Raw genomic sequence first — 23,882 nt, forward strand, 5'->3', positions numbered from 1 at the left:
GAGGCCGGGCCGGGTCAGGTCAGGTCAGGCACCTCGCCGCAGGCCGCCCGGGTGACTTCGACCCCCGGCAGGCCGGCCCGCCACGGGCCGGCCAGCGCGGCCAACGCCGCGGCGTCCGGCGGGGCGGAGCCGAGGCCGATTGCGTAACGGGCGAGGCCCGGGCCGGACTCGAAGGGACGTGGCCAGGCGTGTGCGTCCGTGACTCCGGCCCCCTCCAGGGCGCCGAGCAGCGCCCGCAGCCGCCCCCGTACCCGGCCTAGGGTCTCCTCGAACCCGTCGCCGGACGTGCGTACGGTCACCACCGCCCAGGCCGCGTGCCTGCGGTGCAGCGGCGGCGGGGTCACCACGGCCCGGCCGGCGCCGTCGGGCCCGGCTTCCAGCAGCTCCCACGCCCGGTACAACTCCTGGACCAGCAGGTCCCGCAGGCCCGGTCCCACCTGGGCGGTGCAACTGCGCACCGGCTCCGAGGGCGTCAGGACCGTGACCGGATCCAGCCCGTCCGGGGCCGCCACCGCGGCCGACGGCGACAGCCCGACCGGCTCCCGCCAGTCCCAGGCGGCCCATCGGCCGAAGAACTCCCGCAGCAGGGCGTCCGGATCCAGGGCCCCGGTCTCCTGGACCGTACGCGCCGCCAGGACCGCCCAGGCGAGCCCCGGCAGCCCGCCGAACGGGGCCGAATCCAGCCCGCGGGCCCGGGCCCACTCCTTCACCTCCCGCGCCAGCCGGGCGAAGGCGGCGTGCTCCGCGCCCACCCGGTCCCGCACGGCATCGGCGTCGCTCACCGCGCTCAGCGCGACGGCGGCAGCCTCGCCCAGCTCCGCCCGCCGTGCCACCGCGTGCGCGGGATCCAGACCGCCGGTCGCCACCGCCACCAGGTCCACGGACAGCGCCCCGACGCGGAACCGCAGCCCCGGCACCCGCGCCCCGGTCACCTCGCGCAGCGGCCCGGCCTCCGGCAGGGCCGCAGCCAGCCGGTCCCGTACGCCGGCGACACCGGCCGCCCCGGGCAGCGCCGCCACCAGGTCCAGATCGGCCCCCGGCAGCGCGCAGCCCATCCGGCGGGATCCGGCCACGTGCACCTCCGCCCCGCCCAGGGCGGCCCGGACACGGGCGACGACCGACTCGGCGCGGCCGTGCGGCGCCACCGGGCCGGACTCGCTCCCGCGCTCATGACCGGGCTCAGGACCGCGCTCGTGCCGGGGCTCAGGAGCACGCTCGTGCCCGGGCTCCGGTTCCGGTTCCCAGCGCACCGCGCCCGTCCCCAGCGCCACGGTCGCCCGGACCCGCATCGGTCCGTTCCCGCGCCGCGAGAGCACCGCCAGCTCCCCGACCGGCGAGGACACACCGCCGCCGAGCCGTGCCGTGAACTCCGCGACCGCCCGCTGCGGGTCCTGGCTGCGCCCCAGCGTCAGGTGCGGGGTGTACCCCTCGGCGCGCCCGCGGCAGCCCGGGAACCGTTCCGTCAGGGCGCGCCGGAGTTCCTGCCACGGCGCGTCACCGGCCGCCGCCGGGTCCAGCCAGACGGTGGCGTCCTCGCGGTGCCCGAAGCTGTGCACGCCCTCCAGCCGCGCCTCGAAGGGCCCCCTCCCGGCGGCCACTTCGGCCAGCAGCGGCAGGGCCTCGTCGAAGGAGGACTCCGGCACGAAGCCGAAGAGCAGGTTCACGTGCGCGGGCCAGCGGGCGGCCTGCGGGTCGTGCTTCCGGCGCACCTCCCGTACCGCCTCCGGGAGCCGCGGTGGCAGCCACGCCACCGCCGTCCGCGCGGTCGCCGGTACGTCGAGCCGCGCCGGCCCGCCGCCGGACACCCCGAACTCCACGGTGGCCTCCACACCGAAGTGGTCGGAGATGAACAGCCCCTCCTCGGCGGGCACGTTGCCGCGCAGCGCCGCCCGGGTCACCCGCGCCCCCGTGGCCCCCAGCAGGATCCGGTCCAGCCGCGACGCCCGCCCGGACAGCGAGCCCACCGCGGCCAGGGGATTGACCGCCGGGTCGAAGGTCGGCGTACCGTCCGCCGCCCCGTGCACGTCGCTCCAGGCGTCCCGCATGCCGAGTGCGGCCGCGGGCCCCTCCGCCCCGTGGCGGCCGTCGTTGAAGTCGCCCAGCAGTGCCACGGCGGCTTCGACGCCGGCCAGGCCCTCCGCGAGCCGGGCCAGTTCGGCGTCCCGCCGCAGATGCCCGTTCTCGGTGTGATCGCTGGTCAGGTGGGTGGCGGCGACGACCAGCGGGCCGGCCGCGGTGTCCACCGTCACGGCGGTGACCGCCTTGTGCGGGCCGAGCGGGTGCATCCCCGCCTCCCGCACCGGCAGCCGGCTCAGCACCAGCAGTCCGCACGCACCGACGTCCCGGCCGCCGGGATCCGTGCCCAGGGTGTACCCGACCCGCATCCAGGGCGCCGCCAGCAGCATCGAGAGCAGTCCGGGCTCGACCTCCTGCAGTGCGATGACGTCGGCGTCGGCCGCCGCCAGATCGGCCAGCAGCAACGGCCTGCGCCGGGCTGTGGCGATGCGCGGGGCGTCGTACCGGTCCCAGAGCGTGTTCCAGGTCAGCAGCCGCACCGCCGCGGAGCCCACGGCCGCGCCGCGGGGCGGGGCCTGCGCGGGCCGCCAGGCGCCACCGCCCGCCGGGTCCCACGCGTACGGGGTCCGCGCGGTGAAGAACGGGGCCCGCAGCAGGCGCGGATCGCGGACCCGCCCCGCCGCGGTGGCATCGATCCGGTCCACACCCGTGGCCCGGTCCCAGACCAGTTCGCCGTCCGCTTCGACGAACAGCACCCGGTGCCAGGGGATGTCGCCGCCGGGCACGAAGGTGGGCAGCGGAACCCGCTTCGGCGCCGCCCCGCGCTGGAGCAGGCCGAGCACGAACCGCGCCGGATCGAACCGAGGGTCCCAGCGCACCTGGTGGTAGAGCTGCTCACTGGTACGCATCAGATCTCCCCGCCGATCGTGTCCGGGCCGTCCGCGAGGCCGCCCGCCGCATCCTCCACGCCCCCGCCCGCACCGATGTACCACGTACGGTGCGCCTGACCGGCGTACGGGGGACTGAACCGGTGCAACTGGGAGCTCAGCACCTGCTCCGGCACCGGATGCGGGCGCACGGCATTGCGGCGCCGCAGCTCCGGCTCGTCGACCAGCACCACGGCGTGGGTGACCAGCGCGTCGCGGCGACGCGCGACCGAACCGGCCAGACCGCGCTGCTGGTCGGTGAGCGACGTGGCGTCCCACACCACCGTCCCGCCCTGGGCCAGGGCGGCGTCGAGTCGGTCCAGGCCCTTGCTCAGCACGTCCGCGTTGGCCCGCTGGTCCGCACGGGAGCCCCGGGCGGTGCGCAGATCGTCGAGACTGATGTACGCGTCCACGCCGGGCAGGCCGCGGGCGAAGGTGCTCTTCCCGCTGCCCGAGGGACCGCTCAGCTGCACCAGCCGGGGAAACGTTCCGTCACGCCACTGCCAGGTCGCCGCCACCGCCTCCTCGACCACGGCGCAGCCGACGCCGGGACCCCAGCCGAGGCGCGCGGCCCCGATCCGTCCCTGCCCGAACGCCCGCCGGGCCTCCGCCCAGCACCGGTCGGCCGCGTCGGCGTCCAGCCCGGCGAAGGGCTCCCGCAGCGCGGCGCGCAAGGACACCAGCGGATCCGGGCCGCCGAGCAGCCCCGCCTCCTCGGCCCACAGCGCGGACCACTCCACGTACTCCCGCGCCTCCGGTCCCCCGGCCAGTGCCCCGGCGAGCGCGTGCAGCACCCCGAGATCGGCCGCCATGGCCATCCGGACCAGCCCGGCCCGCCGGTCCGCGTCGGGGAACGGCCGCTGCAGGTACGGGTACAGCCCCACCAGATCGCCGACCCGGCGGGCGAGTCCCATCCCGGCCGGGCCCGCCGCGAGCCGCGCCGCGATCCGCCCGTGCGGCTCGCGCCGCAGCAGGGCGGCCAGCACGCCGGCCAGCCGGTCCTCGCCGGTCCGCCCCGCCCCGTCGATCCGCGCGGCGACCTCGGCCACGTCATCGGCCAGGTCATCGGCCAGGTCATCGGCCAGGTCATCGGCCAGGTCAGGGGCGGCCTCATCCACACCGGCGGCAGCGGCCAGCCCCGCCACGTCCGGTTCGGCTCCCGAGCGCACCGCCCACAACGGGGCTGCCGGCCCCAGCCCGTTGGGCACGACCTCGGCGAACATCCAGTGCGTACCGGTCTGCACGTGCCCGCCCCGCACCCACTTGGCCACGCACCGCCCGAAGTCCTCGCGCGCGAAACCGGCCGCCGTCCGCACGACGTACCCCTCCTCCCGCGCGGTATCCAGCTTCAGCTTGCGCAGCGCGCGTTCGTCGAAGGTGCCCCGCCACAGCACGCGCGGCGTGGGCACCCCGAGGCCGCGCAGGAAGCCTACGGTCCGGTCCCAGTCCAGGCAGTGCTCCCCGTCCCACACCGAGAACCCGTAGAACCAGCTGTCCAGATCCTCGTACGGGATCGAGTGCCGCGCGTACAGGTTCTCCCCGCACACCCGCCGGCCGGCCGGAATCCGCGGGCCGATCCTGCCCTGGAGCCCCTTGACCCATGCCCGCGAGGGATGGTGCGCCGAATCGAGGGAGCGGGCGTGCAGGCCGTCCGCGTACAGGGTGGTGTTCTCCCCGTCGAGCTTCTCCGTCACCACCACCTCGCGCCCGGCCAGCCCCTCCAGCCCGACGCTCCGGACGTCGTCCGCCGAGGCCCCGGGGGACCAGGGCAGGTGCGGTGTACGGGGATAGTGGGTGCGCATGATCCGCTCCTGCTCGACGACGTGGTGCCTGGTCACTGTAGGTATCCGGAGCAGACACATCCACCCATTAACCCCACGGGGGAGCCCTGGGCCTTCGGGGCGCCCAGTAGCCGAGGGTGAACCGCCGGCCCGCGTGCGCGGCGAGCTCGATCTCGTCGAGCAGGGCGACGGCGTAGTCCTCCGTGGAGATCCGGCTGAGGCCCTCGTCGTCGACGACCAGGTCGTCGATCGCCAGCCGGTACGTGCCCGTGCGCTCGCCCGGAGCGATCTGCGCGGCCGGGCTCATACAGGTCCAGCGGACCTCCTCCACGGGCACCGTCCGCAGGAAGTCCAGGGCGTCCCCGTGGGCGTGCACGACGGCAAGCACGATCGCCGGGCCACTGGATCCCGGTGTGCAGCACGAACGGGATGCCCTGCAGGCAGCCACGGTCGTCCGGTGGCAGCCGGCCGGGATGGCGCGGACGCCGCTGCCTGACCGGCAGCAACGGCTCGATCCGGCCCCCACAGGTCATCCGGCACCACGCCTGGTACGCCGAGTCGAACGAGCTGCTGCTGAGTGCGCTGCGCGAGGCTGGCCCGGAGCGCGAGTGCTGGGCGTGGTGGGGCGCCGGCGTGTCGCCGACGAATGCCTGGGGCGTTGCCCGGCGCCGGGTGCACGAGGTGCTGGTGCACACCTACGACGCCCAGCTCGCCGCAGGCGCCGTGCAGCCGATGCCGGCGGACGTCGCGATCGACGGCGTGGCCGAGTTTCTCGACACCTGCAACTCCACCCCGGCGGCCTGGCCGCACGAGGCCGCCACCATCCACTACCACGCCACCGAGGGCCGCTCCTGGCTCCTCGTGTTGGACGGCACCGGCGCCTGGCCCGCACCCCTCACGGACTACGCCGCGCCCGCCTCCGCTTCGGCCACGGGCACGGCCGAGCAGCTGCTCCTCATTCGTCTGGGGCCGCCTCACGCTGAGCGACCTGAAGATCGAGGGCGACCAGCAGGTGTTCGAGCAGCTGATCGCCTGGGAGCCCGAGGAGTAGAACACTTTGGAGTTTCCCGAGGTCCTGCGGCTGATCGAAGACCGCTCGGCCGCGTTCCGCGCCGCGATCGCGTCCGCCCCCGACCTTGACGTCCAGGTCCCGACCACCCGGACTGGACGCTGCGCGAACTGGCGCAGCACCTCGGCGGCGGCCGCCGCCGCCAGGCCGCCATCGTCGCGGCGGCCCCTGCGCTGAGCCCCCGGCGAGGACGGACCCGAAGGGCGCCCCGGCCGCGCCCCGCGACCGCGAAGCCCTGGACGCCTGGCTCGCCGAGTCGACCGAGCTCATGCTCGACGCGATGCGCGAGGCCGGCCGGGACCGCGGCTGCTGGACCCGGTGGGGCCGCTAGCAGGCCCCGGAGAACAGCGGAGCCGTGGCCCGGCACCAGATCCAGGAGATCGCCGTCCATGCCTACGACGCCCAGCTCACCCAGGGGGCCGCACAGCCGCTGCCGACGGACGTCGCGGTCGAGGGCGTCGACGAGTTCCTGACGACCGTCTCGGCGACGACCGTCCCCTGGCCGTTCAAGCCGGCGGCCATCGACCTGCACACGACCGAGGGCCGCTCCTGGCGCCTGACCCTCAACGCCGACGGCGTCCGCTGCGACGACCTCGCCGCCGACGCGGAGCCGGGCGACATGGCGATGCGAGGCGACGCTGCGAGCGAACTGGTCCTCTCCTTCTACGAGCGCGTCCCGCTCGACGGCCTGGAGACCACCGGCGACACCGAGCCGATGGAGCAGCTCGCAGACTGGGACCCGAACGCGTAAAACGCGCACTTGTGACGCATCCGGCGGTTGTGCGCGCGCTCCTGCGGGCGCCACTGGGCCCGGGGTTGCGGACATCGCGCGGCTGCGGGGCGGGCTGCGGGCCTGCTCCGGCCCCGCCGCCGCCAAGCCCCGTAAACGTCCCGGTCAGAGCACTAGCCGTCGAGGTACCGGTGCCTGATGTCGCCTGACGAGACGAAGAGTTGGCCCTCGCGGACCTGCCATTCAGTTGTGCCGTCGGCTTCGTGACCGGCGAGGAACAACCCCCTGATGCGGTCTCCGTCGTCGTCGGAAGCCGGTATCCGTGCGATCTCTCTGATCTGCTCGATGAGCCAGTCCACGGCCGACTGCCGGATGTCGGCGCCGTAGAAGACGTAGTGCGTCCAGTTGACGTGCCGACGAGGCGTGCCCCACCCGTTGGAGTAGTGATCGTCCTGGTGAGACGCGATGATCTTTTGAACGGCGGCGAGTTGCGCCCCATCGCACTCCAGCCATCCTCTGACCGACACGTAGACGCCCACGGACATGTCCTCATCTTCAGTAGGGCTGGCTGGCGGTGATGCCGCTGATCTCTCTACAGCAGCGCTGGTGCTGGGGGATCCGGGGGGCGGCTTAGTGGCACAGGGCCACGATGGACGGTGAGACCGTGCCCCGGGCCGCCTCGCACAGGGGGGCCATGTCGTACGTACGCAGCGGCGCGGGCCGCGGCTTCGTCGCCGCCGGGGGCCGCTTGCGCGGCTTGGCCGGGGCCGCGGGCTTCGCGGCATGCGCCGGTTTCGGCGGCTTCGGCGGCTTGGCGGGCCGTGCGGGCCTGATCCGGCGAGGCTGCTGCGGTACCGAGGCCGGTACGGGCACCGGCACCGGCACCCGCTCGGGCTCCGGCGGCGCCGGGGCGGGCTCGGACACCGCCGGCAGGGGCCCCAACGGCAGGGCGAGAGGCGTCGGTTGCGGGGGCTCCGCGCGGACCGCCGCGGGCACGGGCTGCGGCGCGCCCGGCGGGGCGGCGGGACGCACCGTCACACATCCGGTGGCCGTGACGAGCGCGGCAAGGGTCAGGGGCAGGGCCCGGCGCAGCTGCATTCGCCCACCCTGCCGCACCGGCGCCGGGCGAACCGCACCCATCACACGGTCGGGTGACCCCGGCGACTGGGCGTGCACCGGAAGCACACACGCTGTGGCGTCCCGGAGCGAACCCGGACGATCGAACATACGATGGGCGGGAACCGGGGCGGGCGGCTCGCCGCGCCGCCGGTCCAGGCCGTCGTGGGAGACGTATGGCAGAGGTCGCCGACGCAGCGCGGACCGTCATCCTGACCGTGGACGACGATCCGGGGGTCTCCCGTGCCGTCGCCCGTGACCTGCGGCGCCGCTACGGCGCCGGGTACCGGATCGTGCGCGCCGAGTCAGGCGAGTCCGCGCTGGAGGCGCTGCACGAGCTGAAGCTGCGGGGCGACCTGGTGGCCGTGATCCTGGCCGACTACCGCATGCCGCAGATGAACGGCATCGAGTTCCTCGAACAGGCCCTGAACGTGTACCCGGGCGCCCGGCGCGTGCTGCTGACCGCGTACGCCGACACCAGCGCGGCGATCGACGCGATCAACGTCGTCGACCTCGACCACTACCTGCTCAAGCCCTGGGACCCGCCGGAGGAGAAGCTCTACCCGGTCGTGGACGACCTGCTCGCCGCCTGGCGCGCCAGCGACTACCGGCCGGTACCCGCCACCAAGGTGGTCGGGCACCGCTGGTCGGCCCGCTCCTCGCAGGTGCGGGAGTTCCTGGCCCGGAACCAGGTGCCGTACCGCTGGTACTCCTCCGACGAGCCCGAGGGGCTGCGGCTGCTGGAGGCGGCCGGGGCCGACGCACGGCGGCTCCCCGTGGTGATCACGCCGGACTGCACCGTGCTGATCGAGCCGGAGGCGCCCGACCTGGCCGCCCACGTGGGGCTCGCGACGACGCCGACCGCGGAGTTCTACGACCTCGTCGTCATCGGCGGCGGCCCGGCCGGGCTCGGCGCAGCCGTCTACGGAGCCTCCGAGGGACTGCGGACCGTACTGGTCGAGCGGTCGGCGACCGGCGGACAGGCCGGGCAGAGCTCCCGCATCGAGAACTACCTCGGCTTCCCCGACGGCGTCTCGGGAGCCCAGCTCACGGAACGCGCCCGCCGCCAGGCCGGCCGGTTCGGCGCCGAGATCCTCACCGCACGCGAGGTCACCGGGCTGGAGCTCAACGGCCCGGGGCGCGTCGTCCGCTTCTCCGACGGCTCGTCGGTCGCCGCGCACAGCATCATCCTGGCGACCGGCGTGTCGTACCGACAGCTCCAGGCACCGGGCTGCGAGGACCTGACGGGCCGCGGGGTGTACTACGGCTCCTCCCTCACCGAGGCGTCCTCCTGCCAGGGGCACGACGTCTACATCGTGGGCGGCGCCAACTCCGCCGGACAGGCCGCGATGTACCTGGCGCGCGGTGCGAAGTCGGTGACGCTGCTGGTGCGCGGCGCGTCCCTGACCGCGTCGATGTCGTACTACCTGATCCAGCAGATCCAGGAGGCGCCGAACATCTCGGTGCGCACCCGGACCGTCGTCGAGGCGGCGCAGGGCGAGGGGCACCTGGAACAGCTGGTGCTGCGGGACGTGGACAACGGCGCGACGGAACTCGTGGACGCGCAGTGGATGTTCGTCTTCATCGGCGCGGCACCGCTGACCGACTGGCTGGACGGCACGGTGCTGCGCGACGAACGCGGCTTCATCCTGGCCGGGCCGGACCTCACGCCGGACGGACGGCCGCCTGCCGAGTGGCCGCTGGACCGGCCGCCCTACCACCTGGAGACCAACATCCCCGGCGTGTTCGTCGCGGGCGACGCGCGGGCCCGGTCCGCGAAGCGCGTCGCCTCCGCCGTCGGAGAGGGAGCCATGGCCGTGATGCTCGTCCACCGGTACCTGGAGCAGTCATGAGCGGGCGGGCGATGCCCTGTAGTCCGCAGGAGATCGCCTCCCTGTTCCTGTTCGAGAAGCTCTCCCCGGAGCAGCTCGGGCGGTTGTGCGCAGAGGGGCGGGTCGAGCGGTTCGACACCGGTCCGGTCTACGCCGAGGGCGAGCCCGCGACCTGCTTCTACGTGATGATCGAGGGCACCGTCGTACTGTCCCGCCGGGTCGGCGGCGACGACGTCGAGGTGAGCCGGACCTCGCAGCGCGGGGTGTACGCCGGAGCCATGCAGGCCTACCTGGGCGACCGCGTGCCGCAGACGTACACCAACTCGATGCGGGTGACCGAGCCGACGCGGTTCTTCGTCCTGCCCGCGCAGTCGTTCGCGGACTTCATGCAGGAATGGTTCCCGATGGCCGCGCACCTGCTGGAAGGGCTCTTCTTCGGTGCGAAGAACACCCAGCGGGCCATCGGCCAGCGCGAACGGCTGCTGGCCCTCGGATCGTTGTCCGCCGGGCTCACCCACGAGCTCAACAACCCCGCCGCGGCGGCCGTCCGGGCCACCGCCGCGCTGCGCGAGCGCGTGGGCAAGATGCGGCACAAGCTGGCCGTCATCGCCCACGGCCCCTACTCCCGCGAGGCACTCGCGGACCTCATCGAGATCCAGGAGCGCACCGCCGAACGCGTAGCGAAGGCGCCGGTGCTGAGCCCCCTGGAGGCGTCCGACCGGGAGGACGAGCTCGCCGACTGGCTCGACGACCACGGCATCGCGGAGGGCTGGCGGATCGCACCGACGTTCGTACAGGCCGGGCTGGACACGGACTGGCTGGAGCAGGTCGCGGCGGCCGTGGCCGAGGACATCCTCCCGGGGGCCGTCGGCTGGCTCAACTACACGGTCGAGACCGAGCTGCTGATGGACGAGATCGACGACTCCACCACCCGCATCTCCCACCTCGTGGACGCCGCCAAGCAGTATTCGCAGCTCGACCGCGCCCCGCACCGGGTCGTCGACGTCCACGAACTCCTCGACAGCACCCTGCTGATGCTGTCCGGCAAGATCGGTCCCCGGGTCCGGGTGGTCAAGGACTACGACCGCTCCCTGCCGGACGTGCCCGCCTACCCGGCGGAGCTCAACCAGGTGTGGACCAACCTCATCGACAACGCGGTCTTCGCCATCGGGAGCACCGGCGGCGAGGGCACGCTGACGGTCCGCACGGCGCGGGAGGGGGACCGGCTGCTGGTGGAGTTCCGCGACACCGGTCCCGGCATCCCGGCGGACATCCGCAGCCGCATCTTCGACCCCTTCTTCACCACCAAGCCGGTCGGCGAGGGCACCGGCCTCGGCCTGGACATCTCCTGGCGGATCGTCGTCAACAAGCACCACGGCAGCCTCCAGGTCGAGTCCGCACCCGGCGACACCCGCTTCCAGGTGCTGTTGCCGCTGACCGCCCCGGAACCCGGGACCGAGCCCGCAACCGAGACGGAGACCGGCACCGAGACCGCCACGGACACCGGCCCCGGCATCGTCCCCAACATCGGCCCCAACACCGGCAACGAGACCGAGACCGCCGAGGAGCCCGCATGACCGACATCAAGGGAATCGACCCCAGCGTCCCGCCCGCCGGCACCGGCTGCGCCGAATGCGACGCCCTGGGCGGCTGGTGGTTCCACCTGCGGCGCTGCGCCCAGTGCGGCCACATCGGCTGCTGCGACTCGTCCCCCGCCCAGCACGCCACCGCCCACTGGAAGTCCAGCGGGCATCCCCTGGTGCAGAGCTTCGAACCGGGCGAGGAGTGGTTCTGGGACTACGACCGGGACGAGATGTACGAGTCCGGGCCCGAGCTGACACCGCCGGGCGGCCACCCCGCGGACCAGCCGGCGCCGGGTCCGGCCGGCCGGGTCCCCGAGGACTGGATGCGGCTGCTGCACCGCTGAAGGGGCCCGACCGTCAGCGGCGGGCGCCGGGACCCGGCTCAGCGGGCGCGTCGCCCCGGCCGGCCCGCGCGCCGCCGTGCGGATGGCCGGCGCGCCGCCCTGCTGCGTCGTGCCGGGCGGGTGCCTCGGCTGCGAGACGCAGCGCGTGTTCCAGCGGGCCGCGACGCAGTGGGCTGTCGGCCCAGGCCCGCTGCCAGGCCCAGGTCAGGGCCAGCGCCGTGCCGCTGAAGGCGAGCCAGGCGGACCAGGAGGCGGCGCCGTGCGCCGGACCGGCCAGCACCAGCGCGTGGACCACGTACGCGCTCAGCGCCATCGCCCCGAGCACCGTGAGCGGGCGCAGCAGGCGCCCGCCCAGCGCGTGCCGGGCGGCCAGCGCGCACAGGCCGATCAGGGCGCACCCCACGCCCGCGTTGCCGAGGGTCTCCAGCGGGGTCTGGCTGTACGGGTCGGCCACCAGCAGCCAGTCCCAGGAGGTGCTGGGCACGGCGCCGAACTGCCCGCGCAGCACCTCCCCCACGGGGTCGGCGGCGGCCAGGGCCTCCGGGTGGTGGACGGCTATCGCCTCCAGCAGCCGCTGCCGGCCCCCGAACGCGTGGGCGGCGAGCCAGGCGGAGCCGTATCCGGCGACCGCGGCGGCCGAGCCCCACCCCGCCATCCGCCGGGCCACGGCCCGCTCCCGCACGTCGCACAGCCGGGCCAGGGCCATCCCGGCCAGGACGTAAGGGAAGTAGGTGGCCAGCGGATACGCCCCGGTGAGCAGCAGCTCGCACACCGCCGTGCCCAGCCCGGACCAGCTCGCCAGGTCGGCGGCCTCCGGGACCAGGCCCCGCCCGGACGACCCGTACCCGAAGACCGGGCCCAGCAGGAACGACAGCAGCGGACCCGCCACCACCGATACGCCCGCCACGGCGGCGAGCACCGGCGTGGACAGCCGGGCGAAGGGTTCGGCCGCCAGGAAGTACACGGCGAAGAAGGCCAGGATCACCAGGATCCCCGGCCACAGCGAGGCCAGGAACAGCCCGAGTACGGCCAGGACGGCGCACCGGATCAGCAGTGGACGCCAGCGCCCCGCCCAGCCGTCGGGCCGCCGCGCCGGGTCCTGGCCGCGCTGGGCGAGGACCAGGGAGAACCCGGCGAGGAGCGTGAAGAGGGCCGGGGCGCGTCCGTCGGCCGCGACGAGTACGTAACCGGCGCCCTCGGGCCGCGGGCCGGGGCCGACGTGCACGGCGAACATGCCGAGGACGGCGAGTCCGCGCACGGCGTCCACCCCGGCCAGCCGGCCGCGGGCGCCGCTCCCGCCGCTCCCGCCGCCCGTCACGCTGTCGTGCCGGCTGCCGCACCGCCGGGGCCCGCTGCCCTCCGCCGCGTTGCGGTCGTCGGCCGGGTGCCCGTGGGGGAAGCGCGTCGCATGGGGGGATCTCTCCTGGGCCGGCCGGTGCGGTGACGTGGTCGGACCGGCGGTTTTCATGCCGCCAGTCCGCCTGCGGAAGGTACCAAGGGCGACATAACCAGGTAATAAGCAGGCAGGGGGATGGCAAAGGCGGGGGCCGGGCCCGAGGCGCGCGGGCCGCCGTAACCCGGAGGCGGCGCCCGCTGTTGCACAGTCGGCGGGTCCACCCACGGTGAACGGAGTCCGATGCCGCAGCTGACCGACCAGGGCGCGACCGACCAGGCGGAGACCGACCAGGGGGAGACCGGCCGGGCGGAGGTCGACCGGGCGGAGGTCGACCGGCCCGCGACCGGCGGGGCGGAAGCCGGAGGGACCGATGCCGACCGGCCCGCGACCGGCGGGGCGGAAGCCGGCCAGGCCGCGACCGACGGCCACGAGCGGGCGGGGACCTGGATGACCCCCGAGGAGTACGGGGCCTCCCGCGCCGCCGTCTGGACCGCGGCCGTCGTCCTCGTCACCGACACCGACGGCCGGATCCTCGTCCAGAGCGTGGACTACCGCGCCGACCGGATGCTCCCCGGCGGAGCCGTGGACGCGGGCGAGGCGCCCTCCGCGGCCGCCGCCCGCGAGCTGCGCGAGGAGCTCGGCCTCGACGGCCGCTACCCGCGCGGCCTGGCCGTGGACTGGATCCCGGCCGACACCCCCGGCTTCCCGCCCGAGATGCGCTTCCCCGGCGAGATCCTGCACGTCTACGACGGCGGCACCTGGACCGCCGAGCGGATCGACGCCGTCCGCCTCCCGGCCCAGGAGATCACCGGCATCCACTTCGCCGAGCCGGCCGATCTGCCCGCCCTGATGGACGCGGGTGACGCCCGCCGCGCCCTGTCCGCCCTGCGCGCCCGCATCAACGGCTCCGGCACCGCCCTGCTGGAGGACGGCCGCCCCACCGCGCCGACCGCCCTCGACCGGCTCGGGGTGCTCCGCACCCGGCGGACCCCGCTGCACGGCACCTGGCACCCGGGTCCGGTGCCGGCGCAGCTGCCCGTACGGGACCACTGCGGCTGGCTGTTCGGCCCCGACGGCCGGGTCCTGCTCCTGATCGCCAGGGCCACCGGTACGGCCCATCTGCCGCCTCCGACGGCCGGACCGGCCACCGGGGCCGTCCCGCTCGGCTACCGGCACGCCGCTCAGGGCGCCCACGCCCGCACCGCGGCCCGCCTCACCGGCCTCCCGCCGGCCGCGGACCCGGCGTACGCCCGCCTGCTGGCCACTCCCGAGCAGGTCCGCGAACTGAGCGACTGGGGCCCGGCCGGCGCACACGAACTCGCGGCGGTCCACGCGGCCCGCGCCCGTCTCTCCCTCCCCGTCCCCACCCGCACCCCGCCCACGGAACTCCCGGAGGACGGCGTGCGATGGTGACGCGGGCGGGCGGCCGTCCGCCCGCGGCCCCCGCCATGATCGGGAAATCCGGCGTCCGGGGTCCCCGGTCCCGCAGCATGGGGCCATGAGCGACAGTGCGATCACCTACACGCTGTACATCCAGGCCGATCCCGCCCGGGTGTGGCAGGCCCTGACCGACCCCGCCTTCACCCGCCGGTACTGGGGCCTGAGCTTCGAGACCGACTGGGCGGTGGGCTCGTCCATGGACTGGGTCGAGCGCGGGGCCCGCACCAGCGACCCCGAGCAGGTGGTCCTCGACTGCATCCCGGACCGCCTGCTGTCCTACACCTGGCACACCTTCAGCCCGCAGTGGGCGGCCTCGGTCGGGATCGCCGAGGAGCTGCGGGCCGAACTGGCCAAGGAGCGGCGCACGAAGGTGACGTACGAGATCGAGCCGGTCGGCGACACCCTCGCACGGCTGACCGTCCTGCACGAGGGGTTCGAGCCCGGCGGCACCCTGATCGGCATGTGCGGGCGGGCCTGGCCGATGCTCGCGTCGAGCCTCAAGACCCTGCTGGAGACCGGGGCTCCGCTGCCGGAACCCGAGCACGAGGGCGGCCAGGGGTCCGGCGGCCACGAGGCGCACGAGACCCGTCCGAACCGCGGGACGCCCGAGGGCTGAACCCGCGACCCGGAGAGCCGGGCCCGGGCCGTCCGGCGCGGTCCGGCGCCGTCCGGCTCTCCGCCGTCCCCGGCCGAACCGGCCCGTACCGCACCTGAGATCATGTGTAGTAACCACGAACCAGGAGCGCGGACATGGCACCCGAGCGGCAGGTCTGACGGGCATGGGACACACACTGACGGAGATTCTGGACGCGGCGGCCGAGGGGCGGTTCCCGCCCCCGGACGGCGGCACCACGGTGGTCCCGCAGGAGAACCGGCGCGACGCGGGCGTCATCGCCTTCACCGCGCACTCCGTGGTGTTCACCGACGAGGACCCGGACTGGGTGCGGTCCACCCTCGACGCCCTCGACTGCGACGCGCTCGCGGCCACCATGAACGCCCGCTTCCTGGCCGCCCTGCTGGCCCGCACCGGACGCAGCACCGACACGATCGACCTGCTCACCGTCGCGGGTCCGCTGCCCGGCGAACCCCCGCTGCAGCTCCGGGAGATGGCCGACCCCGACCACCCCCGCGTACATCGGGCCCTGAAGCGCCGTGACGACGTAAGGGTCTGGTCGGCCGACGGGGGAGTCCTCGTCCTCGGCCGGGGGGTCGCGGGCCGCTGGGAGACGGCGATCGAAGTGGACGAGGACGTCCGGCACCGGGGACTGGGCCGGGAACTGGCCCGCGCCGCCCGCCACCTCGTCCCCGGCGGGCAGCCGGTCTGGTCCCAACAGGCCACCGGCAACGCGCGCAGCATCCGCGCCTTCCAGGCCGCCGGATACCGCCCGGTCGGCGCGGAGTCCCTGCTGCTGGCCCCCGCGAGCCGATAACGCCCGGACGCCACCCTGACGACCGGCCGTTCACGGCGGTCGTGTGGAATGGATGCCATGGGGAGAGGAAAGAAGAAGCAGCGGCCTGCCATAGGCATGCCGGAGCGGGTCCTCGTCATGCCGGTGGGGGACGGCCGGGCGCAGTCGATCGTCGGTGTCGGCTGCGGCCGGGCGGACCCGGCCGTCGTCGATGCCGACCAGGCGAAGGCCATCGCCACCGCGACCGTGACCGCCATCGCGCGGGACCACCACGGGTCGGCCGTGGAGGTCGACTGGGAGCCGCTGCCGGACGAAGGCTGGGCCGGGCACGTGCGCGAAGGGGGCGCCCGATGAGCCGTTCCGATGCCGCCACGCCCCCGGAGCACTGGCGGTACGGCCGCCACCTGGAGGCACTGACCGTCGCGCCGGGCGGGAGCGCCGAGGCCGATGCCGTGGCCGCCGTGCTGCGCGACCCCGATCCGGTGATGGCCGAGAGCGCGGTGGTCACCCACCTCGACCGCCGGGCGGCGCGGCTGCTCGCCGACGAGGGCTTCCCCGCCTGGGCCCGGGGGATGGCCGACGCCCTCGCCGGGCGGGCCTTCCCCGAGCGCCGGCTGCGGGAGTGGGTCCTGCTCAAGGCCATCACCCGCGGCGAGTCCTGGTCCGCCGCGGAGCTGACCGCGGCCTCCGACTGGTGCCAGCGCACCGCCGCCCAGTCCCTGACCTCGTACGAGGCCCTGCGCCTGCTGGCGAGCAGCGGCCGCACCGGCCGTGTACGCACCGCCGCCGCGGTCCGCCTGCGCAGGCGTACCGCGGTCTGAAACGGCCGGCCGCGGCTGCGCCGCGGCCCGTCAGACGCCCCGGCGGACCCGGGCCGCGCGGCGGGCCTCGGCCTGCTGCCGGGCCTCCACGGTCTTGCGGGACTCCTTGCCCTTCCCCGGCCGGCCCGGCCGGGTGCCGATGCCGCGGAAGCCGAGGTCCGACCCCGAGGGCCGGCCCTTGGCGTCGGTCGGCGCGGAGCCGGCCAGCGGCACCCCGGGAGCGGCCTTGGCGCCGGTGATCCGGCTCAGCGCCGCCTCACCGGACCGGACCTGCGTGATCGTCGGCCGGATCCGGGCGTCGGCCATCAGGCGGACGATGTCCCGGCGCTGGTTCGGGGTGACGAGGGTGACGACCCGGCCGGACTCGCCGGCGCGGGCGGTACGGCCGCCCCGGTGCAGGTAGTCCTTGTGGTCGGCGGGCGGGTCCACGTTGACCACGAGGTCGAGGTCGTCGATGTGGATGCCGCGTGCCGCGACGTTGGTGGCGACCAGGACGGTCACGGCCCCGGTCTTGAACTGGGCCAGCGTCCGCGTGCGCTGCGGCTGCGACTTGCCGCTGTGCAGCCCTTCCGCCCGTACGCCCATGGCCCGCAGGTGCTTCACGAACTGGTCGACCCCGTGCTTGGTGTCGAGGAACATCAGCACCCGGTTGTCCCGGGCCGCGATCTCGGTCGCCGCCGAGATCTTGTCGGCCGCGTGGATGTGCAGTACGTGGTGGTCCATCGTGGTCACCGCGCCCGCCTGCGGGTCGACGGAGTGGGCGACCGGGTCCTTCAGGTAGCCGCGCACCAGCTGGTCGACGTTGCGGTCCAGGGTCGCCGAGAACAGCATCCGCTGCCCCGCGTGGTGCACCTGGTCCAGGATCTCCGTGACCTGCGGCATGAAGCCCATGTCGCACATCTGGTCGGCCTCGTCGAGCACGGTGATCTTCACCCGCTCCAGGTGCACGTCCCGCCGCCCGACGAGGTCGCTCAGGCGGCCGGGGGTGGCCACCACGACCTCGGCGCCGGTGCGCAGGGCGCTCACCTGCCGGCCGATGGACAGCCCGCCGACCACGGTGGCCATCCGCAGCTTCAGGGCCGCCGCGTACGGCTCCAGCGCCTCGGTCACCTGCTGCGCCAGCTCGCGCGTCGGTACGAGGACCAGCGCGAGCGGGCGCTTCGGGTCCGCCTGCTGGCCCGCCGTGCGCGCCAGCAGCGCCAGGCCGAAGGCCAGGGTCTTGCCGGAGCCGGTCCGCGCGCGGCCGAGGACGTCCCGGCCGGCCAGCGCGTTCGGCAGCGTCGCGGCCTGGATGGGGAACGGCTCCTTGACCTCCAGGGAGGCCATGGTCGTCACCAGCTCAAGGGGCAGGTCGAGCTCCGAGAACGAGTCCACCGGCGCCAGTCCCGGCACCTTCGGCTCGTGCATCGTGAACTCGCCCTGCGGCCCGATGCTCCGGGGGGTCTTGCCGCCGGACTTGGCTCCGGCCTTGGCACCGCCCTTCACACCGAAGCGTCCGTGAACTGACGGGTTCCTCATGCAGGACCTTTCGAAGCAAGAAGCGGGTGAGAAGAAGATGGTCAACCGCCCATGGTACCAGCGGGGGCTAAGCCTCCCCGGTGTCCAGTTCCCCGGAGCGCACCTGCGCACAGTGGGTGCGGACCTCGACCGCGGCGCGCTCGAACCAGTCGGCGATCACGGCGATCTCGTCGGGGGTGTAGTCGGCGAACAGGGCGCCCAGCCGGTCGTAGAACGGCTGGTAGACCGCGACGACCCGGGCTGCCGCCTCGGGCTCGGCCACCACGCGTACCCGGCGCCGGTCGGACGGGTCCGGCCGGCGCCGCGCGTACCCGGCGCGTTCGAGGCGGTTGAGGACCCCGGTGACGGCGCCGGTGGTGAGGTCCACCAGCTCGGCGAGGTCACCGGCGGCCAGCGGGGGGTCCCCGGCTCCCAGGATGTGGCCCAGGCAGGTCAGGTCGGTGACGTTGAGCCCGAGCCGCTGCGCCACCTCCTGCTGGCCGACGATGCCCAGGGCGACGTACTGGTCCATGCGCGACATCGCCTCCGCGGCCGTGGCCGGGGGGCGGGGCTTGCCCTCCACGCAGATACTCCTTAGCATCTAAGTTACTTAGCTCGTGAGATAAACGAATCCTCTCTCCGAGCCTACTGCCGACCGTTCGACCAGGGAGAATCATGAGCGCCCACGGCCACGTCGACCTCGGCCACACCGTGGCCGGCTGGACCGGTACCACCCTGGCCCTGCTGGGCTTCGCCGGAGCGGGCGTCGCCGTGTGCGCGGCCTGGACCCCCGGGATCTGGCTGGGCCTCGGCGTCGTCGCCGCGGCCGGGATCGTCACCTGGTTGCTGCACCTCGCCGGATGGGGCAAGCCGAGCGGACCCCGCCCGGAGGCCGACTGGGACTGGCGCACCCGGGACGCCGGCGCCCACACCGGGCACGCCGACTGCCTGGGCTGCCGGGTCAGCGGACCGCGCCGAGCCGCAGCAGCAGCCCCTCGGCCTCGATCCGTAGTGTCGTTGCCCGCTGCGGATAGCAGCGCATGAACATGCGGGTGAAGTGCTCCCCGTAGTGGATCTCCGTGTCGTCCCCCGGGTCCGGCCGCAGCGGCCGGACCCGGGCGTCGAACGCGGCTCGTGGAAGTAGGTCAGGGTGTAGCGCTCCCGGTCCGCGAGCCGCACCTTGTGCGGGGTCGACAGCAGGGCCCCGCCCGTCAGGAACTGCAGGATGTCCCCGGGGAACACCGTCAGCACCCCCGCACCGGGGCCACGTACGTCCAGCCGGGGGAGTCCTGCGCGAAACCCGCCGTGCTCTCACCGGGCAGCCAGTTGCGCGGCCGGCGCTCGCCGTCGGCCGGGGGACGCACGAAGAGGCCGCCGACCTCGTCCTGGGCGGCGATCACGAGGAGCCCGTAGTCGGTGTGCGCGCCGATGCCGCGCTCCGTCGTGCGCGAGGCGGCCGGGAAGCGCAGCACCCGCATGTGGTGCCAGCCGCCGCGGGTCAGCCCGGCGAGCCGGTCGATGCCGGCCGGCCCCAGCCCGAGGCGCTTCCGGAAGGCCTCCGGAAGGAGCTGCTCCCCCTTTTCACGGACAAGGCGACCAGAAGTTCGAATGCGCGCCGCGCCCCGGTTGGCCGCGTCCAGCGTGTGCTGTCGGGGAGGGTTGGGCAGGATCGAGACGGCCGCATATGCGGCCCGCAGTGGAACGTTGAGAAGGATCAGCCAGATGGCAACAGGCATCGTGAAGTGGTTCAACTCGGAGAAGGGGTTCGGCTTCATCCAGCAGGACGACGGCGGCCCCGACGTGTTCGTGCACTTCTCCGCGATCGCGACCACCGGTTTCAAGTCGCTGGAGGAGAACCAGAAGGTCGAGTACGACGTCACCCAGGGCCCCAAGGGTCCGCAGGCAGAGCAGGTGGTCCCCCTCTCGTAGTGCCGCTTCACGAGCCACGCCCGTGAGGAGAGCCCCGCCGGTTCCCGGCGGGGCTCTCGCGCGTCCGGGGCCCGGGCCGTGCGGCTACCCGGCCCGGTGGAGGGCCAGGAGCAGGCGCCAGAGGTGGTCCGCGAGGGCGGGCGGGTCGGCAGGGACGACGCCGTGCAGCCAGTCCGCGAGGACGCCGGTGAAGGCGGCGGCCACCGCCGAGGCGACCAGGTCCGGGTGCGGGGCTCCCGCGGCCGCGCGCTCGGCGCGGGCGCGTTCGCGCAGCTCCCGGTGGAGGCGGTCGCCGAGCGGACCGCCACCGCCGGGGAGGAGCAGGGTGCGGTAGAGCGGCGCCCGGTCGGCCGCGCCCTCGAGGAAGGCGGCCAGCGCCGCCGGGGGCCGGGCCGGGGGGAGCGCGGCGGGGCCGGTCTGCCAGGCGTGCAGGGCGTCGACCGCCGCGTGCACCACGTCGGCGCACGCGTCGACGGCGAGGGCGGTGAGGTCCTCGTAGTGCAGGTAGAAGGTGGCGCGGCCGACCCCGGCCCGGCGGACCACCGCCGAGACGCTGACCTCCGCGAGCGGTGCGGTGGCGCATTCCGCGAGCAGGCTCTCGCGCAGCCGCCCCTTCGTCCGGGCCGTGCGCGGGTCCCCCGTACCCGGGTCCTCCGGGCTCACGCGGCCAGCAGCGCCGCGCCGAGGGCGAGGGCGCCGGGCAGGGCCTGGGCGACGAGGATCCGGCGGTTGGCGGTCGCGGCCCCGTACACCCCGGCGACGATCACGCAGACGAGGAAGAAGATCTGCGTGGCGAGCGAGTCGATGACGAGCGACCAGATCAGACCGGCGGCCAGGAAGCCGTTGTAGAGGCCCTGGTTGGCGGCGAGCGGCGCGGTGAGGCGGGCGGTGTCGGCATCGAATCCGGACAGCGCGCGGCCGGGCGGGCGCTCCCACAGGAACATCTCCAGGACCAGGAAGTACACGTGCAGCGCGGCCACGAGGCCGATCAGGATCTGAGCGACCGCGTGCATGGCCGCCTCCACTTCTGGGGGCAGGGGGGATGAATGGGAGCGCGATTTTCTGGACAACTGTACAGGAAGTCATCTCCGGTCCGCTGTCGTACCCCGCGCCTGCGCCGGCCGGGTGACCCTTCTCTACGAGGCCCCTCATGCGATCGTCGAGGCCGGCTATTCGGCGCGGCCTGGTCAGGGCACCGCAGGGGCCGCCACCGGATGATCGTGTGCCCACCGGCCCCGCGACCGGCGCCCCCGACGCCGAGGGGGCCGTGGCGGCCACCGCCGCCCGCCTCACCGGTCCGGTGCTGGGCTCGCCGCCCAGCTGCGGACACCCGCACCAAGACCGGCTGGGAGCGCCGCTTCGGCACCCCTGGAGCCTTCCCTCGCGGGGACCCGCCGGCTGTACGCCTGCCCGTTCCCTGAGGCTGGAACGGCAGGCCGTCACCCTGCTCTGAGCCTCAGAGATTGGCGTCCAGGAAGGCCCGGAACTCCTCGCGCGTCATCGGCCCGGCCTGGCTCGCGACCGCCTCGCCGTCCTTGACGATCACGGCGGTCGGCGCTCCGGTCACCCCGTAGCGCCTCGTCGGCCCGGGACACCGGGTCATGTCGGTGCGGACGGCCGTGAACCGCGTCCCGTACTCCTCGGTCAGTTCGCCGACGACCGCGTCCATCGCGCGGCAGGCCTCGACGGCCTTCGGCCAGGTGCCGCAGAAGTAGGCGAGCACGGGCCCGGTCGTCATCGACAGGATGAAGTCGAACTCCTGGTCCTCCAGTGGCTGGTGCACCCGACGTGCCATGCGTGTCGCTCCTCGCTCGTACGCCCCCGCGATCGGGAGGGCGGCCCCCATCATCGCCGCAATGTCAGTGGCTCCTGTGAAGCTGAGCGGCATGGACGACAGGATGCTCCGGCGCCGGGTCTACGGCGCCGACCACGACGACCCCGACCCCGGCCCCCGCTCCGGCCACGTCTACGGCGAACTGGTCGGCGGGCCGCTCGACGGGCTCCTCCTGGACATCACCGGCTGGAGCGCGCCCCAGCTCGCCGAAGAGGCCAGGCTTCCCACCGAGATAGGGCGCTACGGAGCGGGCGGCCGCGCCCACTACCGCCGCCGCGCCGCGGACCCGCGCCACTGGGACTGGACGGGTGACAGCCGCTGACGTCCGGTGGCCGTCCCCGGAAAATCTTCGAAGAATTTCCCGGAGGCTGTCGATCCGGGTGTCTCCCGTTCGACGCAGGGGTGAGAGGCGGGGAGAGTCCCCGCCCTCCCGACCGAGGAGTCACCATGCCGCGCTTCCTGACGATGATCCGCATCGATGAGCAGGAGCTCACCACCGACACCGAGTTCCCGCCCGAGTTCCTGCAGAACATGGGCGCCTACATGGAGGAGATCAACAAGGCCGGGGTCATGCTCGACACGGCCGGCCTGCTCCGCACCCCCGAGGGAACCCGGGTCAACTGGTCCGGCGGGAAGATCAGCTACACCGACGGCCCCTTCACCGAGACCAAGGAGGTCGTCGGCGGCTACTCCCTCATCCAGTGCAAGGACAAGGCCGAGGCCATCGAGTGGACCAAGCGGTTCCTCGAGATCCACCCGGCCGAGTGGAACGTCAGCGCCGAGGTCCGGGAGATCGAGGAGATGTGATCCCGGGGCGTCCGCGCCGCGTTTGCCCTGCCCCGTCACGGCTGCTCTGATGGGTGGCCGTGACGGCAGTGAGTGCGGCCCAGGCGGTCGAAGCGGTGTTCAGGATCGAGTCCGCGCGGATCATCGCCGGCGTCGCCCGGATCGTCCGGGACGTCGGCATCGCCGAGGAGATCGCCCAGGACGCCCTGGTCGCCGCGCTCGAGCAGTGGCCGGAGTCCGGCGTCCCGGACCGGCCGGGCGCCTGGCTCACGGCCACCGCCAAGCACCGCGCCATCGACCTCGTCCGCCGCAAGGAGACCTACGCGCGCAAGCTCGCCGAGGTCGGCCGCACCCTGGAGGACGCGCCGCCGCCCGCCGAGCCTGCGGACCCCGATGACATCGACGACGACCTGCTGCGCCTGATCTTCACCTCCTGCCACCCCGTCCTGGCCACCGAGGCCCGGATCGCGCTCACCCTGCGCCTGATGGGCGGGCTGACGACCCAGGAGATCGCCCGCGCCTTCCTCGCCTCCGAGCCCGCCGTCGCCCAGCGCATCGTCCGGGCGAAGCGGACCCTCGCCAAGGCCGGAGTGCCCTTCGAGGTCCCGTACGGCGCCGACCGCGACGCACGGCTCTCCTCGGTCCTGGAGGTCATCTACCTGATCTTCAACGAGGGCTACTCGGCCACCGCCGGGGACAACCTCGTCCGCCCCGCCCTCTGCGAGGACGCGCTGCGCCTGGCCCGCGTCCTGGCCGGCCTGATGCCCAAGGAGCCCGAGGTGCACGGCCTCGCCGCGCTGCTGGAGTTCCAGGCGTCCCGCATGGCCACCCGCACCGGCCCCGACGGGGAGCCGGTCCTGCTCGCCGACCAGAACCGGGCCCGGTGGAACCGCATGCTCATCGCCCGCGGCGCCCAGGCCCTGGGCCACGCCGGGAACGGCCCGTACTCCGTCCAGGCCGCCATCGCCGGCTGCCACGCGGCGGCCGTCCGCTACGAGGACACGGACTGGCAGCGGATCGCCGCGCTCTACGCCCGGCTCGTCCAGCTGATCCCCTCGCCGGTGGTGGAGCTCAACCGGGCCGTCGCGGTCTCGATGGCCGAGGGGCCGGAAGCGGCCCTGCCGCTGGTCGACGCCCTCGCGAGGGAACCGGCCCTGCGTACCTACCACTTGCTGCCGTCCGTACGGGGCGACCTGCTGGAGCGGCTCGGCCGACCGCAGGAGGCCCGGGCGGAGTTCGAGCGTGCGGCCTCGCTGACGCGCAACGCGCGGGAACGCAATCTGCTCCTGCGGCGCGCGTCCCGCCTCTGAGCGGGGAGCAACGGCCAGCGGCCCCAACTCGCCTTGCGCGGCACCCCCCTTGTCTTCGAAGTG

26 protein-coding genes and 4 pseudogenes are annotated in these 23,882 nt (G+C 74.4%); 16 read left to right on the plus strand and 14 right to left on the minus strand.

Annotation, left to right across the window (positions count from 1 at the left end):
* Positions 1-14: 14 nt before the first annotated feature.
* The 4 genes and pseudogenes from RIU97_RS37140 to RIU97_RS37155 form a co-directional block, all read right to left on the minus strand.
* Positions 15-2,924 (minus strand): poly(A) polymerase, encoded by a 2,910-nt coding sequence (locus tag RIU97_RS37140; RefSeq protein WP_404961870.1) that lies wholly within the window; start codon positions 2,922-2,924, stop codon positions 15-17.
* Complete coding sequence (locus tag RIU97_RS37145; protein WP_404963071.1) at positions 2,924-4,744, minus strand: RNA ligase family protein; 1,821 nt, start codon at positions 4,742-4,744, stop codon at positions 2,924-2,926. Before RIU97_RS37145 ends, RIU97_RS37140 begins: the two co-directional genes overlap by 1 nt.
* Positions 4,745-4,811: 67 nt before the next feature.
* Positions 4,812-5,102, minus strand: a pseudogene (locus RIU97_RS37150) (hypothetical protein); the annotation flags it as partial.
* 19 nt (positions 5,103-5,121) lie between these two features.
* Positions 5,122-5,266: pseudogene (locus RIU97_RS37155) on the minus strand (transposase); the annotation flags it as partial.
* Positions 5,267-5,305: 39 nt separating this feature from the next.
* Here RIU97_RS37155 and RIU97_RS37160 point away from each other — a divergent pair.
* Together RIU97_RS37160 and RIU97_RS37165 are read left to right on the plus strand one after the other, a co-directional pair.
* Complete coding sequence (locus RIU97_RS37160) at positions 5,306-5,863, plus strand: maleylpyruvate isomerase N-terminal domain-containing protein (protein WP_404963072.1); 558 nt, start codon at positions 5,306-5,308, stop codon at positions 5,861-5,863.
* Positions 5,799-6,543, plus strand: a pseudogene (locus RIU97_RS37165) (maleylpyruvate isomerase N-terminal domain-containing protein). Before RIU97_RS37160 ends, RIU97_RS37165 begins: the two are co-directional and overlap by 65 nt.
* A gap of 152 nt (positions 6,544-6,695) precedes the next feature.
* Here RIU97_RS37165 and RIU97_RS37170 read toward each other — a convergent pair.
* Positions 6,696-7,061, minus strand: a complete 366-nt coding sequence (locus RIU97_RS37170) for a hypothetical protein (RefSeq protein ID WP_404961871.1) — start codon at positions 7,059-7,061, stop codon at positions 6,696-6,698.
* Positions 7,062-7,152: 91 nt separating this feature from the next.
* Positions 7,153-7,620, minus strand: a complete 468-nt coding sequence (locus RIU97_RS37175) for a hypothetical protein (protein WP_404961872.1) — start codon at positions 7,618-7,620, stop codon at positions 7,153-7,155.
* Positions 7,621-7,814: 194 nt separating this feature from the next.
* Between RIU97_RS37175 and RIU97_RS37180 the strand changes: the two genes are divergently transcribed.
* From RIU97_RS37180 to RIU97_RS37190, 3 genes are read left to right on the plus strand one after another with little or no spacing between them, the layout of a single operon-like run.
* Complete coding sequence (locus RIU97_RS37180; RefSeq protein ID WP_404961874.1) at positions 7,815-9,491, plus strand: FAD-dependent oxidoreductase; 1,677 nt, start codon at positions 7,815-7,817, stop codon at positions 9,489-9,491.
* Positions 9,488-11,047 (plus strand): ATP-binding protein, encoded by a 1,560-nt coding sequence (locus RIU97_RS37185; RefSeq protein ID WP_404961875.1) that lies wholly within the window; start codon positions 9,488-9,490, stop codon positions 11,045-11,047. Before RIU97_RS37180 ends, RIU97_RS37185 begins: the two co-directional genes overlap by 4 nt.
* Positions 11,044-11,397 carry a UBP-type zinc finger domain-containing protein gene (locus RIU97_RS37190; protein WP_404961876.1) on the plus strand — a complete coding sequence of 118 codons (354 nt, stop codon included), beginning with the start codon at positions 11,044-11,046 and terminating at the stop codon, positions 11,395-11,397. The genes RIU97_RS37185 and RIU97_RS37190 overlap by 4 nt, the downstream gene beginning before the upstream one ends.
* A gap of 13 nt (positions 11,398-11,410) precedes the next feature.
* Here RIU97_RS37190 and RIU97_RS37195 read toward each other — a convergent pair whose 3' ends face one another.
* Complete coding sequence (locus tag RIU97_RS37195; protein ID WP_404961877.1) at positions 11,411-12,865, minus strand: DUF418 domain-containing protein; 1,455 nt, start codon at positions 12,863-12,865, stop codon at positions 11,411-11,413.
* Positions 12,866-13,033: 168 nt separating this feature from the next.
* Between RIU97_RS37195 and RIU97_RS37200 the strand changes: the two genes are divergently transcribed.
* The 5 genes from RIU97_RS37200 (at position 13,034) to RIU97_RS37220 (ending at position 16,463) form a co-directional block, all read left to right on the plus strand.
* A complete protein-coding gene (locus tag RIU97_RS37200) occupies positions 13,034-14,206 on the plus strand; it encodes an NUDIX domain-containing protein (protein ID WP_404961878.1) in 1,173 nt (390 codons plus the stop codon).
* A gap of 85 nt (positions 14,207-14,291) precedes the next feature.
* Positions 14,292-14,849 carry an SRPBCC family protein gene (locus RIU97_RS37205; RefSeq protein WP_404961879.1) on the plus strand — a complete coding sequence of 186 codons (558 nt, stop codon included), beginning with the start codon at positions 14,292-14,294 and terminating at the stop codon, positions 14,847-14,849.
* A 163-nt stretch (positions 14,850-15,012) separates the two neighbouring features.
* Complete coding sequence (locus RIU97_RS37210) at positions 15,013-15,663, plus strand: GNAT family N-acetyltransferase (protein WP_404961880.1); 651 nt, start codon at positions 15,013-15,015, stop codon at positions 15,661-15,663.
* 57 nt (positions 15,664-15,720) lie between these two features.
* Positions 15,721-15,996: a hypothetical protein gene (locus tag RIU97_RS37215; protein ID WP_404961881.1), complete on the plus strand. Its 276-nt coding sequence runs from the start codon at positions 15,721-15,723 to the stop codon at positions 15,994-15,996.
* Positions 15,993-16,463 (plus strand): hypothetical protein, encoded by a 471-nt coding sequence (locus RIU97_RS37220; RefSeq protein ID WP_404961882.1) that lies wholly within the window; start codon positions 15,993-15,995, stop codon positions 16,461-16,463. Before RIU97_RS37215 ends, RIU97_RS37220 begins: the two co-directional genes overlap by 4 nt.
* 30 nt (positions 16,464-16,493) lie before the next feature.
* Here the strand turns inward: RIU97_RS37220 and RIU97_RS37225 are convergent, their stop codons facing one another.
* Together RIU97_RS37225 and RIU97_RS37230 are read right to left on the minus strand one after the other, a co-directional pair.
* The gene (locus RIU97_RS37225; RefSeq protein WP_404961884.1) at positions 16,494-17,981 is read right to left on the minus strand and encodes a DEAD/DEAH box helicase; all 1,488 of its coding nucleotides are present in this window, start codon (positions 17,979-17,981) and stop codon (positions 16,494-16,496) included.
* A 67-nt stretch (positions 17,982-18,048) separates the two neighbouring features.
* Positions 18,049-18,543, minus strand: a complete 495-nt coding sequence (locus tag RIU97_RS37230; protein WP_404961885.1) for a MarR family winged helix-turn-helix transcriptional regulator — start codon at positions 18,541-18,543, stop codon at positions 18,049-18,051.
* A gap of 92 nt (positions 18,544-18,635) precedes the next feature.
* On the opposite strand from RIU97_RS37230, the gene RIU97_RS37235 reads away from it, so the two are divergent.
* Positions 18,636-19,004 (plus strand): HGxxPAAW family protein, encoded by a 369-nt coding sequence (locus RIU97_RS37235; RefSeq protein ID WP_404961886.1) that lies wholly within the window; start codon positions 18,636-18,638, stop codon positions 19,002-19,004.
* A 144-nt stretch (positions 19,005-19,148) separates the two neighbouring features.
* On the opposite strand, the pseudogene RIU97_RS37240 reads toward RIU97_RS37235, so the two are convergent.
* Positions 19,149-19,211: pseudogene (locus tag RIU97_RS37240) on the minus strand (hypothetical protein); the annotation flags it as partial.
* Positions 19,205-19,696, minus strand: coding sequence for a hypothetical protein (locus RIU97_RS37245; protein ID WP_404961887.1), 492 nt, complete (start codon positions 19,694-19,696; stop codon positions 19,205-19,207). The gene RIU97_RS37245 and the pseudogene RIU97_RS37240, both read right to left, overlap by 7 nt.
* Here RIU97_RS37245 and RIU97_RS37250 point away from each other — a divergent pair.
* Positions 19,683-19,889: a cold-shock protein gene (locus tag RIU97_RS37250; protein WP_030714758.1), complete on the plus strand. Its 207-nt coding sequence runs from the start codon at positions 19,683-19,685 to the stop codon at positions 19,887-19,889. The genes RIU97_RS37245 and RIU97_RS37250 overlap by 14 nt on opposite strands.
* A gap of 84 nt (positions 19,890-19,973) precedes the next feature.
* On the opposite strand, the gene RIU97_RS37255 is transcribed toward RIU97_RS37250, so the two are convergent.
* Complete coding sequence (locus tag RIU97_RS37255) at positions 19,974-20,552, minus strand: TetR/AcrR family transcriptional regulator (protein WP_404961888.1); 579 nt, start codon at positions 20,550-20,552, stop codon at positions 19,974-19,976.
* Entirely contained in the window at positions 20,549-20,902 is a 354-nt protein-coding gene (locus tag RIU97_RS37260; RefSeq protein WP_404961890.1) for a DUF1304 domain-containing protein, read from the minus strand. Before RIU97_RS37260 ends, RIU97_RS37255 begins: the two co-directional genes overlap by 4 nt.
* A gap of 209 nt (positions 20,903-21,111) precedes the next feature.
* Here RIU97_RS37260 and RIU97_RS37265 point away from each other — a divergent pair, with 209 nt between their 5' ends.
* Positions 21,112-21,342 (plus strand): hypothetical protein, encoded by a 231-nt coding sequence (locus tag RIU97_RS37265; protein ID WP_404961891.1) that lies wholly within the window; start codon positions 21,112-21,114, stop codon positions 21,340-21,342.
* Between the two features lie 3 nt (positions 21,343-21,345).
* Here the strand turns inward: RIU97_RS37265 and RIU97_RS37270 are convergent, their stop codons facing one another.
* Complete coding sequence (locus RIU97_RS37270; RefSeq protein WP_361759757.1) at positions 21,346-21,684, minus strand: thioredoxin domain-containing protein; 339 nt, start codon at positions 21,682-21,684, stop codon at positions 21,346-21,348.
* Between the two features lie 91 nt (positions 21,685-21,775).
* Here RIU97_RS37270 and RIU97_RS37275 point away from each other — a divergent pair, with 91 nt between their 5' ends.
* The 3 genes from RIU97_RS37275 to RIU97_RS37285 all read left to right on the plus strand — a co-directional run bounded on the left by RIU97_RS37275 (position 21,776) and on the right by RIU97_RS37285 (position 23,819).
* The gene (locus RIU97_RS37275; RefSeq protein WP_404963073.1) at positions 21,776-22,045 is read left to right on the plus strand and encodes a hypothetical protein; all 270 of its coding nucleotides are present in this window, start codon (positions 21,776-21,778) and stop codon (positions 22,043-22,045) included.
* Between the two features lie 125 nt (positions 22,046-22,170).
* Positions 22,171-22,530, plus strand: coding sequence for a YciI family protein (locus RIU97_RS37280; protein WP_404961892.1), 360 nt, complete (start codon positions 22,171-22,173; stop codon positions 22,528-22,530).
* 68 nt (positions 22,531-22,598) lie between these two features.
* The gene (locus tag RIU97_RS37285; protein WP_404963074.1) at positions 22,599-23,819 is read left to right on the plus strand and encodes an RNA polymerase sigma factor; all 1,221 of its coding nucleotides are present in this window, start codon (positions 22,599-22,601) and stop codon (positions 23,817-23,819) included.
* Positions 23,820-23,882 lie beyond the last annotated feature (63 nt).

Origin of the sequence: Streptomyces sp. 147326, from assembly GCF_045000215.1 — a bacterium.
Taxonomy (GTDB): domain Bacteria; phylum Actinomycetota; class Actinomycetes; order Streptomycetales; family Streptomycetaceae; genus Streptomyces.

Coding starts and splice junctions, on each gene's coding strand:
- RIU97_RS37270 (WP_361759757.1), bottom strand. CDS start 21,684: ATGGCACGTCGGGTGCACCAGCCACTGGAGGACCAGGAGTTCGACTTC.
- RIU97_RS37245 (WP_404961887.1), bottom strand. CDS start 19,696: ATGCCTGTTGCCATCTGGCTGATCCTTCTCAACGTTCCACTGCGGGCC.
- RIU97_RS37140 (WP_404961870.1), bottom strand. CDS start 2,924: ATGCGTACCAGTGAGCAGCTCTACCACCAGGTGCGCTGGGACCCTCGG.
- RIU97_RS37215 (WP_404961881.1), top strand. CDS start 15,721: ATGGGGAGAGGAAAGAAGAAGCAGCGGCCTGCCATAGGCATGCCGGAG.
- RIU97_RS37210 (WP_404961880.1), top strand. CDS start 15,013: ATGGGACACACACTGACGGAGATTCTGGACGCGGCGGCCGAGGGGCGG.
- RIU97_RS37195 (WP_404961877.1), bottom strand. CDS start 12,865: ATGAAAACCGCCGGTCCGACCACGTCACCGCACCGGCCGGCCCAGGAG.
- RIU97_RS37180 (WP_404961874.1), top strand. CDS start 7,815: ATGGCAGAGGTCGCCGACGCAGCGCGGACCGTCATCCTGACCGTGGAC.
- RIU97_RS37175 (WP_404961872.1), bottom strand. CDS start 7,620: ATGCAGCTGCGCCGGGCCCTGCCCCTGACCCTTGCCGCGCTCGTCACG.
- RIU97_RS37280 (WP_404961892.1), top strand. CDS start 22,171: ATGCCGCGCTTCCTGACGATGATCCGCATCGATGAGCAGGAGCTCACC.
- RIU97_RS37190 (WP_404961876.1), top strand. CDS start 11,044: ATGACCGACATCAAGGGAATCGACCCCAGCGTCCCGCCCGCCGGCACC.
- RIU97_RS37185 (WP_404961875.1), top strand. CDS start 9,488: ATGAGCGGGCGGGCGATGCCCTGTAGTCCGCAGGAGATCGCCTCCCTG.
- RIU97_RS37225 (WP_404961884.1), bottom strand. CDS start 17,981: ATGAGGAACCCGTCAGTTCACGGACGCTTCGGTGTGAAGGGCGGTGCC.
- RIU97_RS37200 (WP_404961878.1), top strand. CDS start 13,034: ATGCCGCAGCTGACCGACCAGGGCGCGACCGACCAGGCGGAGACCGAC.
- RIU97_RS37220 (WP_404961882.1), top strand. CDS start 15,993: ATGAGCCGTTCCGATGCCGCCACGCCCCCGGAGCACTGGCGGTACGGC.
- RIU97_RS37235 (WP_404961886.1), top strand. CDS start 18,636: ATGAGCGCCCACGGCCACGTCGACCTCGGCCACACCGTGGCCGGCTGG.
- RIU97_RS37145 (WP_404963071.1), bottom strand. CDS start 4,744: ATGCGCACCCACTATCCCCGTACACCGCACCTGCCCTGGTCCCCCGGG.
- RIU97_RS37250 (WP_030714758.1), top strand. CDS start 19,683: ATGGCAACAGGCATCGTGAAGTGGTTCAACTCGGAGAAGGGGTTCGGC.
- RIU97_RS37260 (WP_404961890.1), bottom strand. CDS start 20,902: ATGCACGCGGTCGCTCAGATCCTGATCGGCCTCGTGGCCGCGCTGCAC.
- RIU97_RS37205 (WP_404961879.1), top strand. CDS start 14,292: ATGAGCGACAGTGCGATCACCTACACGCTGTACATCCAGGCCGATCCC.
- RIU97_RS37275 (WP_404963073.1), top strand. CDS start 21,776: ATGGACGACAGGATGCTCCGGCGCCGGGTCTACGGCGCCGACCACGAC.